Below are 11,456 nucleotides of genomic sequence, written 5' to 3'. Positions count from 1 at the left end.
TTTATCTTCTCCGTTGAACCGTAACCTTAGTATTTCCTTTAAATTTAGGAACTCCCCCTATAGGAACGGTATAGAAAGGCATTGCTTCTCCGTAATTATTCCTGATATAAAAGACTACATTATTGTTGTCTAACGTATTGGTTTTCCGCTTTTGAAACTGGATATCTAACGATGTTCCTTTTTCCGATTTTTTCACAAAATACTCACTAGAAGCAGATTTATCATCTGCTGATACTGCTAAACTTTTGGCCATTGTAGCTACAGAATACAATTTTATCGATCCATCGCTATCCCAATCAAAATTGGTTTGTGTAATTGAAATTACTTCATTATCGACATAAGGATAAATGTGTGAGACTTGATTAGCATCTGCATGTAATCTAAAGGTGTAGAAAAAAGTAAAAGCATTCCCACCATCAATAGGTGTATTCTTCGTTGGAGATGTACTAAGGTAATAACGGTAAAGATTCCCATCATTCCCCTCAGTTCCTTGAGCGATAATCTTAAAAACGTTTCCATAATATTTGGCAACGTATTCCCCTTGAGATGGGTTAAAGGGTCCAAACGTATACCACTTATCATCATAAGTTAACTTTGAATCAAAAGTTTTGCTACCTAATAAGTTACCATGAGCTCCACTTCTTTGATTTCGGTTGGAAATACACCCTTTTCCTCCATATACGGAGTATTTTGTTTTCGTATTAGGATCTCCAATAATTTCATCATGTTCACCTCCTATATTGGGATCAAATATTCTAATGTAAAAAGGCTTTCTATAGTCTTTTGGAATTGAAAAATAAAATATTTGTCTAAAATCATCATCGCCGTATGACGTTTTAGCTTTATTTCCGAAAGTCACTAAAAAAGGGATATTTTCTTCTGCTGCTGGTACTGGCTGAGCATAAGCTTCTAAAAGCGTTATAACCACAAAAATAATAAGTAAATTTAATTTTCTCATTTCCAATTTATTTGTACACTATTCGCTCAACACCTGTTACTGATTCTGGGCTTTCTTTATCCCAAATCACCAATTTAACATTTATTTCTGACTTATCCTTAAACTTTAAAGTTAATTCATCTGCAAAAACAAAATCGCCATCTACAATCCAGTAATAGTCTGTAAATTGTTGGTTGCTCCATTTCTTATTCACAAAAACTTTTACCACTCCAGGTTTTATATCTTCCAAATCAATTACAGGCTGATTATGAGCATCAATGATAATTTGATATGATGACACATTTTCAAATATCGTACCAGTATATTTATCAATAACAGACATTTCTATATTATAAGTTCCTGTATCAGAAAAACAATGATCGGCTAATCTACCTTTCTGTAAAGTACCATCTCCTAAATCCCATTGAAACTTGAGAGAATCTGTTTCTTCCATTTCAGTTTCTTCAAAAGTATAACAGAAATACAGTTCTTGTTGGTAAAATTCATTGACTACAGGAATATCGTATTCAAAGTAAAAAATCCCATCTCTTTTTTTGGTTCGATTTGATGAGAAATAACCACTCTTAAAGTCAGGATTTAACGTATAACCAAAGTCATCATACTTAGTATTTATTGGCTCTGGCAAAAGTTTGGGAACAGACCAAGATTTTCCATCAAAAATAGAAGCATAAATATCCAGCCCACCTTTACCATTTTTTCTATCAGAAGAAAAATAAAGGGTTCTTCCTTGTAAACTTGGGAAAGTTTCCATTTCCTCGGTATTGATATTAATTCCTAAATTTTGAGGTGTAGCCCATTCTCCGTCTACATACTTACAAAAATATAAATCGGACTTTCCTTCTCCTGCAATATTATCAGAACTAAACACCAACATTGTCCCATCTTCATTGATGGTAGGATGAGCAACGTTAAAATGTTTATCATTGTATTTAAAAGCTTGGATAGCCTGATTAGAGGTAGAATCTAGATTATAAAGAAAAATACCATATTTACCGATTTTTTTCTTTTTAACTTCTCCAAATGAATTGGATGAAAAATAGAGGGTATTCCCATGAATACAACTTGATGTTTCATTAAACATCCTATTGACAGAATCTCCTAATGAAATGTGCTTCGCTTTTAATTTATTTTGCTCTTTAATCTCAGCTTTATAAAGATCAAAGAATAACTCTCCATCTTCTGTTTGAATAGAGGTTAATGATGACCTTTTTTTATTAGATGAAAAATAAAGCCATCCATCTTTTACAAAAGGAGCAAAAGAGGACTCTTCAAAATCATTGACTTTGACCTGTTTTATAGAAATTTTTTGTGAAAAATAATTATTGAGACTAAATACAAAAGTCAATACAAACAATACCTTAAAAGGATCTATGAGACGATGTTTTATATTTTTGTACAAAATCATATTTTAACGTTAGTTCGTGAGAACCAGATGTGTAACTTCTTAATCTCCCAGCAATATAGTCGTAACTATATAAAACCAACAATTGGCTAGTTGGGTTAAATCCTACACCTGCAAGAATGCTGCCATTTGTTCTAAGCCCCAAATTTAAGGAAAATTGTTGCTTATACGAAGTTAATACGGAAAACTCTGCTTGTTTTATTAATAAAGTATTCATTTTCACCAAAATTCCCGGAGTATAACTCCACTCTCTATTCACTTTCTTTTTGTATTGTAAGTAAGCGATTAAATTTCCAAAACCTGAGGACTTTACAGCATCATTCATTGACAATCCAATGGTTATTTTTTTATCATACAACATTACTCCTGCTCCCAACTTTAGTTTATTCACTCGACTATATTCATCAGCAAACGTTTGATCAGCTGCATCTATTAATTCAAGTTCATTCACATTAAACCTACTTGTTTCAAGCCCTGCATCTGCCCCAAAAGCTAAACGCATTTTCCTCGAGACTCTGATTCTATAAGAATAATTAAACTGCAAACCATTGGTTACTGTAGCTCCTACTTTATCTCGATAAAACACCCCTCCTAACCCTATTCTTTGTTTTGTTAATGGACTATCAAATGCAAACATTTGAGTAGATGGAGCTCCTTTTATCCTTACCCATTGTTTTCGAATCCCAGTATAAGCAACCATATGATCATTTACCCCAGCTGAAGCAGGATTGATAAATTGATTTGTTTTAAAGTAACCATTCATCAAAGGCAAATACTGACTATATATACCTTGAAAAGAAAGTATTAACACCCAAAAGACTATATGTTGTTTGATTACCTTCACTACCTTCTCAGCTCTATATAGCCTGTATATTCTTTTTCATTGATATAAAGAATATAAAAATAAGTATCTTCCACTACGTCCTTACCTTCATAAGTTCCATTCCAGGCCTCATTGGATTCATCAGTAATAAAAAGAACCTCTCCCCATCTATCCATTATTGTTATTTTAGCATCTGAATACAATTCAAACCCTTTTATTCTAAACTCGTCATTGACTCCATCTCCATTAGGTGTAAATGCATTAGGGATTGTCAACATATCATAAAAAATTCTAACTGTTGCCGAATCTGACGGGCAAACCCCATTGGTTACCACCCAAATGAAAGTATTTAACCCTAAATTTAGATCATCTACATGGCTATTATACAATGTTGAATCTTCTATCATTCCTTCTGACTCATCTACAATCCAAGTTCCGACACCATAATCTAGCCTTGCATCTAAATCTACCTCATTGATTTCCACTACTTGATTTTCACCTGCATCTGCTGTAGGTTGTTGGTAAAATATTATTTGTACAGAATCGCTAACAACACATTGATCTTGTTGAGCAACCCAATAAAAATAATAAACCCCTCCTTCACTTACTGTAACATTTGCATTATGTTGGTTGTTACTAAATGAGACCGCACTCTCTCCCATCCAATAATTGGTTTGCGTATTCCCTCCTGGAATAGCTGCTAACTCATAAGATAATCCACAAATTGAGTCTTCTTCACCTGCATTAGCAGTGAGTTGATGTAATGCAATAACATGCTCTATTGTATCAATGCAAGCTCCAGTCCCATAGATATATGTAATTACATCCTCAGTGCCTTGCGCACTTGGTTGGTAATCAGCTGAAGTCAATGTTCCATTCACATAAAAATCCCCACCATGATTACTGTTTAAATTTAAACATTCATCTAATTGAATTATAGTGTCTCCATTTAAACATAAACCAACAGGAGTTGTTACATTAAAAGCTGTTTGATCTGGGACTTCTTGTACCTCAACAGTTAAACTACAAGTTGCGACATTATTACTTAAATCAGTGGCTTGATAAACTAACAATACACTTCCCACAGGAAATTCATCGCCTGATTCATAACCACTTGTATCTATTTGCATTAAAGCTCCTCCACTCAACCCACAATATTCATTGACTCCTAAATCTGGGGTATTAAACACTTGACTACACTCTCCCATATTCGCATATATAGTAGTATCAGAAAAGCAGTTATCAAAAGTAGGCGACAACGTATCTATGATGATGACATCAAAAGTACAAGTTGAAGAATCCTGATTCCCTCCAACAACGATATAAGTTACTTCTGTTGTATCCAATGGAAATAAGTTATTTGCAGGAACCCCTTGCCAAGTATTTGTTGTTGGGCCACATGGATCATAAGTTGTAATATTATTAAACAACACTTCTTTTTCACATTCACTTGCTGTTAAATATACTGTCGTATCAGTAGCTATACAATTATAAATTTCTGGCGGTGCATTATCTACAACAATTACATTAAAAGAACAAGTAGACACTCGTTGATTCACATCAGTTGCTGTATAAGTAACAGCTGTAGTTCCTACCGAAAACATTGTTGACTGAGGGACCCAAGAAGTATTATCAATCCCACATGCATCAGTAGCTGAGATATTACTAAATAACATTTCCTTTTCACATTCATTAGCAGTTAAATAGACCGTAGTATCTGTAGCAATACAATTATTAATAACAGGATTTATGGTATCCCTTACATAAACAATTATTGAAGCAGAGTCTGAATTATTGGAAGCATCTAGCACTTTATAAGTTAGTTTATATGCTGCATCTCTAACACTAAAGCTTGTACCATTCAAATATGTTAAATCTCCAACTTGTAATACGGTATCAATATTACAATTATCGGTGAACACCAACAGGGATTCTACATCCACAATAGCCTCACAAGAATTGGCATCTGCATAAAAATATACCGTATCATCGCTAAAGCTAATTTCTGGTTCAATATTATCAACCACTGTAATGATAAAATTGGCAGTATCGTTAGGATTATAATAATCAGCAACCACCCAAGATTGTAAGGTAGATCCCATTTGAAAGAAACTCCCTGATGTCAGATTAGAACCATCTATTTGAAATATTGTATCCTCTCCACAATCGGGAACAGCTTCTAAACTAGGGTATGCATAGTTCGTCCCACAAACCCCATTATCAGTATAAACAGTATCATTAATTGGTGGATTATTAAAACTAGGACTTGTGCTTCCTTCTATATGTAACGCTACTGTATCAGAACACCCTATAAAAGTCGTATATACGATTTGATTATTAGAGTTACCGACACTGCTAAACGGATCAATTTCTCCTGTTTGTGAATCAAGTGTTAAACCATTTCCTATTTGAGAGAATACTCCAACGGGATCGTTATAGCTAACTGTCAATACAGGAGATTCTTGACACACACTATCCATTCCATATCCAAATTGAGGGGTACAATCTCGATGCTTTAAGAGACTAACAAAGCCAGACTCATCATCTTGTCCTGTCATTGTTCCATCATCATCTAAATTGGCTGTACCTCCAAAAGCTCCACCAACAAATGCATGTTTTCTCCAACCTGATACTGCATTCACCTCATTCGTTCCATTTCCACTCACTTTTTGTCTTTCAACAAAGTTTAAGTTTTGATCATAAAAAACAACAAAACCTTCATCTCTGCCATTTGGCGGCACCAAATCATTGTTAGCATTTCCATCAAATCGAATGGTTCCATCAGTTCCTCCTCCAACAATAACATAATTACTGTTAAAACTAATGGTATTCATGATTGCAAAAGAAGCTGTTAAATTAGGCTCATCTACTTTATTTATAGCATCCCCTGAACTCACACTATGTTTTGAAACAAAACACTCATTTCCAACAATGTTGGGATTATTCGAAAGCCCTTTAAAAAACGCATTATTACCTACACTACCACTAATGAATAAATTATTACTCCTATATGCGATATCACCTGCATAATCCGTTCCATCACTATAAATATTATACAACCATGAATTTGAAGCCTCTATCTCTCCATCACTATCTTTTACCCTTGCATAAAAGATACTTTGAGTAGACATACTCGGGTCAATTAACAACGAAGATGTATATCTACCACCATAGATATTGACCGTACCTCCTATTATGGGATAATTCCCTGTTATTTCTTCAATAACTAGCCTTAACCCATTGGTTGCATCTCCATTATATTCTCCTAAAAGATATAGATAATTAGCATCTCTGGTTAGCCCAATTCCCCTTTGAAAATCACCGCCCTGAGAACGGGAATACCCCCTCCAAATTCCATCTCCATTACTTTTCTTTCTTTTAGCTATAAATAGGTGTTCATCTCCATCACTATCTCCCATATTAAGATTTTCAGTATTCAACTCCATCACACTAATAAAGCTTCCTGTATATGCCACGCCATTGGAAGAAGGATCAACAACAACATCATTACAAACATCATCACTGGTACTTCCATCTCGTTGAGCCCACTTAAGTCGGCCATCTCCTCGATAAGCAGCTATAAAAGCATCTGTACCTCCCCAAACTTGAGCAACGCTTGTCCCTCCGCTTCCAGAACCTGTACCTCTAAAATTGATATAATGATTTCCTGCATACCCCCCTATATATATACTCCCATCAGTTGGATCTACGTCAATACTCAACACCTCTTCATCTTCACTCCCAGGACCACCAATCCCGAATGACCAAATCAAGTTTCCTTGCAAATTAAACTTCGCAACAAAACCATCTTTTCCTCCTCTTGCGGAAACTCCCCCAAAATTACTGGATAAATCATCCTCAAAACCACCAACTGCATATACACAATTCCTTGCTGAATCAATCGCAATATCATGTACTACTTGGTAATTGGAAGAATCTGCTTCTTGATACCAATCCCATCTATGTATTTGTCCCTGAGCATAAACAGAGGACCAAATCAAAAGATAAAATATGGCAAAAACAAAAAACCTCTTCATAGTTTGATAAATTTATGAAAAGATAAACGGATTAACTAATTTTTAACAAATGATTTCCTTAAAAACTTTCAATAGAAACTAACTCAAAAGGGATCTTTACAATATTCTGATAATCCTCTCCCACTTCTTCCATTTCTACATCATCTTCTTCATAAAACCAGACAATCTTTAAATCCGAATTTTGAATTTGACTAAAAAGTTTGAAAATATTTAATAAGACGACAGATGTACTTGTATTAAAATATTCTAGTTTTAAGACTAATTCCGTTTTTGGTTTAGGATTTTCTTGATAACTTTCTACCCATTTAAGCACATCCTTATAAAAATCTACTGTGTTTTCTGGAATAGAAATCCCCTCTATTAACAATTCTCCTTTTTGATAATCAAAAAATATTTTTGGAGTTTTTATTGTCTTCTCAATACTTAAATTTTCCATCATTACAAAAATATACAAACCATTTGTTAAATCACACTTGAATAACGTTTTTTTAACTCATTTTAGACTAAAGTAAATTTAGTTCTGTATTTTTAACTAAAAATTTCAACAAACAGAAGTATGAGCACGACTTACATCACTAATATCAAACAACTTAACGGGATTTTACCCCAAGACAAAAGATTTTTAAAAGGAGAAGAATTAAAAAACATAGTAAGTATTGATAGTGCCTATTTGAAAATCACTGATGGAATCATTGCTGATTACGGGAAAATGGAAGACCTAACATTCCAAGAATCTGATCAAACTAATGTACTAGATGCTAAAAATGGCATGTTATTTCCTAGTTGGTGTGATTCTCACACCCATTTAGTTTTTGCAAAATCTCGAGAATCAGAATTTGTAGATCGCATCAATGGCCTAACTTATGAGGAGATTGCTTTGAAAGGCGGTGGAATACTTAATTCTGCCAAAAAACTTTCTGAAAAAGACGAAGCTGAGCTTTTTAATGATGCTTTATTGCGAATCAAAGAAATTGAAAAACTAGGAACTGGTGCTGTTGAAATCAAAAGTGGATATGGGCTGAGTTTAGAAGGCGAATTAAAATCTCTAAGGGTCATCAAAAAACTAAAACAAGCTTCCAATTTAACGATTAAAGCAACTTTCTTAGGAGCTCACGCTATACCTACAGCTTACAAAGAAAATAGAAGTGACTACATTCGCTTAATCATCGAAGAGATGCTACCAATTATTCAAAAAGAAAACCTTGCTGACTTTATAGATGTTTTCTGTGAGACAAATTATTATACTCCAGAAGAAACAGATCTTATTTTAAAAGCTGGAATTGCTATCGGTTTAAAACCTAAAATTCATGTTAATCAATTCACTTCTATCGGCGGACTTCAAACTGGTATTGCTAACCAAGCCTTATCTGTGGATCACTTAGAAGTAATGACAGCTGAAGATATCCATGATTTGGGTAAGAGTTCAACTATACCTACATTATTACCTTCTTGCTCATTTTTCTTAAGTATTCCTTATGCTCCTGCCAGGGATTTGATTAATGCTAACCTACCCATAGCATTAGCAACAGATTACAACCCTGGTTCTACTCCATCTGGAAATATGAATTTTGTGGTGTCCTTAGCTTGTATAAAAATGAAGTTAACTCCAGAAGAAGCAATCAACGCTGCTACGATTAATAGCGCTCATGCTATGGAAGTAAGCTCCGAATTAGGTAGTATTACGATTGGTAAAAAAGCCAATTTTTTCATTACCGAACCTATTGAAAGTATGGCTATTTTACCTTACTATTTTGGAAACAATAAAATTAGTCGCATCTTTTTAAATGGAGAAGAAGTCCTCTAATTATTGAGGGCTCCTTGCTTTATCCAACACCTAAACAACTCTTTTTCATCCTCCGTTAACTCTTCTATTCCAAAAGAATTAGGGATTTTAGGCATATAGCCTGTTTCAATTGTACTCCAAAATGTTCCATTATCTATTGGAGCGGCAAGGTTTTCATACTCCAATATCCAAGCATCATGACAACCTGTGCCAGGGCCTAAATTTGTTGCGCAAGATTGTTGGATCAACGGTGCTATTTGCGCTGAATAACTAACTTCACCACAATCATCAGGAATATACTCTAATGCTTTCTCTTTGGTACAACTTCCCAAAAATAGTATTGCACCCAACAACAATCCAATTCTATACATCAATTACTTTTTTAATTCAAACTCTAAATAAATCGCTAAATGATCTGAAAACCCTCCATAATACTGATCTCCTCCATAAGTTTTATTAGGAATTCCTCCGAATTTTTTATGATGAAACAAAACAGCATCGTCTTTATAAACCTTAACTGTTTTCTTTTTCAGAACATTACCTTTCTTTGAGCTTAACCAGCTATTAGAAATCATCATTTGATCTAACATTCCCCATTCATCGTCATAAAAGTGCGTACCTTCTTCCTTTTGATCTAGTCGAGTTGCTAAATTATAAAATTCATCAGACTCAGGTTGAAGACTTGCTTCTAGCACGTCTTTAATACTTCTATTCATTGGATAATCATTAAAATCACCCATGATTAAAATCTTTGCTTTACGCTCCTCCTCTTGAATAGCTTCTATCTTACTCTTTAAGACCTCAGCTGCTGTAATTCGTTTATATTCCGTTTCTTTCTCTCCTTTTCTTCTCGACGACCAATGGTTTACAAACAAATGAATAATTTCATTGTTTAACTCCCCTTTTACGTATAAAATGTCTCTGGTGAGCACCTCAGGTGTATCCTCAAAAAAGACCTCTAAAGAAGCTGTCTCAAGAACACTAAAATAATCGCTTTTGTAGATTAACCCAACATCAATTCCTCTGGTATCGGGGCTATCATAATGTACAATTTTATAATTTGCTTTTCTTAATTTTTCAGTTAGCGTCAGATCTTTCAATACTTTCTCATTTTCTACTTCGCACAACCCAACAAACAATGGTAGTTTATCATCTATCCCTTTGATAACAGCACTAATGTTCTTAATTTTTTTCCTATACCTTTCTTCATTCCATTCTTTTGCTCCATCTGGAGTAAAATCATCATCACTAGTCAATGGATCATCTTCAGTATCAAACAAATTTTCAACATTATAAAAAGCTACACTAAACTTTTTCAATTCTTTCATGGATTTCGATCTAGTTTCAGAAACTATCATTTCATTATTAACATCTTCTACACTACACGACAAAATAGGTAACAGTACAATACAATAGATAATGAGTTTCATAGGTGAATTCAAAAAAAAAGGAAGTCTTTCAACTTCCTTTTTAGATATTATTAAAGCTTAACTCTTTCTTTTCTGACAGTTTTACGTTTACGTCTCTTACTTCCATACTTTCCAGTAGAGAAATTCCCTTTATATCTACCTTTCAACACATAAGAATAAGATAAATTCATATACATGTACGAATCGTTATGGGTAGGATCTCCTCTTTTTCCGTTATTATTTTCTGACGGCGGTGCGTAACTTGCTATAATTCCTGGATCTGAAGTCACGGCAGCGGTTTGATTAGCTAACTCTACTGCTGCTGAAGAGCCTAATGAAGCAGGATCAACATAGACATTACTAATGTCATCTAAATAATCGGTAAAAGTAGTTACCCATGTTAAATCCCAACCTATACGGTGTTTTCTTTTTACTGTAAAATAAAACCCTAGTCCTGCTGGAATTCCTACACCAAACTGTTTATAATCAACCCCCTCAGTTTGAAGAGGAGCTAAAGGCACCCAATTCGATCCATCCAAACTTCCTTTTGGATTCGAATAGAAAGCAGAAACCCCTAAATGTCCATAAGCTTCAAAAGACACATAATATCTTCCTCTATTTCCTACATCATTGATTTTGTAAAAATATCCTTCAGAACGTGTTGTAAAGTCAAAAAGATTATTTACAAAACGTAAATTTCTATTTACCCTTCCAGGATTAGTTGATAGGTTATCATCACCCTTAATTCTATTGTAGTTAAGGGCCATGTTTACTGCTACATAATCGTTAAACTTATATCTACCAAATAAACTTGTTGAAGTTCTTGTTTGAGGAATTTTCATATCCCATACAAAGTCTCTTCTTGTTTTCTCTTTTCCTCCAATTTCACCCAAATAGTTAGCAGCTCCAACTCTAAATCCTATATCGGACTTATAAAAACCTGTACCAACCTGTCCTAAGACAACACCAGACAAAGTGAACAAAAATAATATTAAGACAAAAAACCTGTTCATAATCATACAAATTTATATATATCTGCATATA

At 34.1% G+C, this 11,456-nt stretch carries 9 protein-coding genes; 1 reads left to right on the top strand and 8 read right to left on the bottom strand.

Annotation, left to right across the window (positions count from 1 at the left end; translation table 11 throughout):
* Position 1: 1 nt before the first annotated feature.
* The 5 genes from N4A35_13810 to N4A35_13790 all read right to left on the bottom strand — a co-directional run bounded on the left by N4A35_13810 (position 2) and on the right by N4A35_13790 (position 7,659).
* Entirely contained in the window at positions 2-958 is a 957-nt protein-coding gene (locus N4A35_13810) for a hypothetical protein (protein MCT4582486.1), read from the bottom strand.
* A 7-nt stretch (positions 959-965) separates the two neighbouring features.
* Positions 966-2,363 (bottom strand): PKD domain-containing protein, encoded by a 1,398-nt coding sequence (locus tag N4A35_13805; protein ID MCT4582485.1) that lies wholly within the window; start codon positions 2,361-2,363, stop codon positions 966-968.
* Positions 2,317-3,123, bottom strand: a complete 807-nt coding sequence (locus N4A35_13800; protein ID MCT4582484.1) for a PorP/SprF family type IX secretion system membrane protein — start codon at positions 3,121-3,123, stop codon at positions 2,317-2,319. Before N4A35_13800 ends, N4A35_13805 begins: the two co-directional genes overlap by 47 nt.
* A gap of 80 nt (positions 3,124-3,203) precedes the next feature.
* Positions 3,204-7,220 carry a gliding motility-associated C-terminal domain-containing protein gene (locus tag N4A35_13795; GenBank protein MCT4582483.1) on the bottom strand — a complete coding sequence of 1,339 codons (4,017 nt, stop codon included), beginning with the start codon at positions 7,218-7,220 and terminating at the stop codon, positions 3,204-3,206.
* A 58-nt stretch (positions 7,221-7,278) separates the two neighbouring features.
* On the bottom strand, positions 7,279-7,659 hold the full coding sequence (locus N4A35_13790; GenBank protein MCT4582482.1) for a DUF1987 domain-containing protein: 381 nt from the start codon (positions 7,657-7,659) through the stop codon (positions 7,279-7,281).
* Positions 7,660-7,776: 117 nt separating this feature from the next.
* On the opposite strand from N4A35_13790, the gene hutI reads away from it, so the two are divergent.
* Positions 7,777-9,024 carry an imidazolonepropionase gene (gene hutI, locus N4A35_13785; GenBank protein MCT4582481.1) on the top strand — a complete coding sequence of 416 codons (1,248 nt, stop codon included), beginning with the start codon at positions 7,777-7,779 and terminating at the stop codon, positions 9,022-9,024.
* On the opposite strand, the gene N4A35_13780 is transcribed toward hutI, so the two are convergent.
* From N4A35_13780 to N4A35_13770, 3 genes are read right to left on the bottom strand one after another with little or no spacing between them, the layout of a single operon-like run.
* Entirely contained in the window at positions 9,021-9,374 is a 354-nt protein-coding gene (locus tag N4A35_13780) for a hypothetical protein (protein MCT4582480.1), read from the bottom strand. The two genes, hutI and N4A35_13780, sit on opposite strands and share 4 nt — an antisense overlap.
* A gap of 3 nt (positions 9,375-9,377) precedes the next feature.
* Positions 9,378-10,433, bottom strand: coding sequence for an endonuclease (locus N4A35_13775; protein ID MCT4582479.1), 1,056 nt, complete (start codon positions 10,431-10,433; stop codon positions 9,378-9,380).
* A 50-nt stretch (positions 10,434-10,483) separates the two neighbouring features.
* Positions 10,484-11,425, bottom strand: coding sequence for a hypothetical protein (locus N4A35_13770; protein MCT4582478.1), 942 nt, complete (start codon positions 11,423-11,425; stop codon positions 10,484-10,486).
* Between the last annotated feature and the right edge of the window lie 31 nt (positions 11,426-11,456).

It is taken from the genome of Flavobacteriales bacterium (assembly GCA_025210295.1).
In the GTDB taxonomy this organism is placed as follows: domain Bacteria; phylum Bacteroidota; class Bacteroidia; order Flavobacteriales_D; family Parvicellaceae; genus S010-51.
Note: the sequence above shows the minus strand (reverse complement) of the source record. Positions and strands in the feature narration are given on the sequence as shown.

Bases quoted from the DNA above. Each gene is read 5' to 3' on its own strand.
- N4A35_13775 (MCT4582479.1), bottom strand. From the start codon at position 10,433: ATGAAACTCATTATCTATTGTATTGTACTGTTACCTATTTTGTCGTGT.
- hutI (MCT4582481.1), top strand. From the start codon at position 7,777: ATGAGCACGACTTACATCACTAATATCAAACAACTTAACGGGATTTTA.
- N4A35_13795 (MCT4582483.1), bottom strand. From the start codon at position 7,220: ATGAAGAGGTTTTTTGTTTTTGCCATATTTTATCTTTTGATTTGGTCC.
- N4A35_13810 (MCT4582486.1), bottom strand. From the start codon at position 958: ATGAGAAAATTAAATTTACTTATTATTTTTGTGGTTATAACGCTTTTA.
- N4A35_13770 (MCT4582478.1), bottom strand. From the start codon at position 11,425: ATGAACAGGTTTTTTGTCTTAATATTATTTTTGTTCACTTTGTCTGGT.
- N4A35_13805 (MCT4582485.1), bottom strand. From the start codon at position 2,363: ATGATTTTGTACAAAAATATAAAACATCGTCTCATAGATCCTTTTAAG.
- N4A35_13780 (MCT4582480.1), bottom strand. From the start codon at position 9,374: ATGTATAGAATTGGATTGTTGTTGGGTGCAATACTATTTTTGGGAAGT.
- N4A35_13790 (MCT4582482.1), bottom strand. From the start codon at position 7,659: ATGATGGAAAATTTAAGTATTGAGAAGACAATAAAAACTCCAAAAATA.
- N4A35_13800 (MCT4582484.1), bottom strand. From the start codon at position 3,123: ATGAATGGTTACTTTAAAACAAATCAATTTATCAATCCTGCTTCAGCT.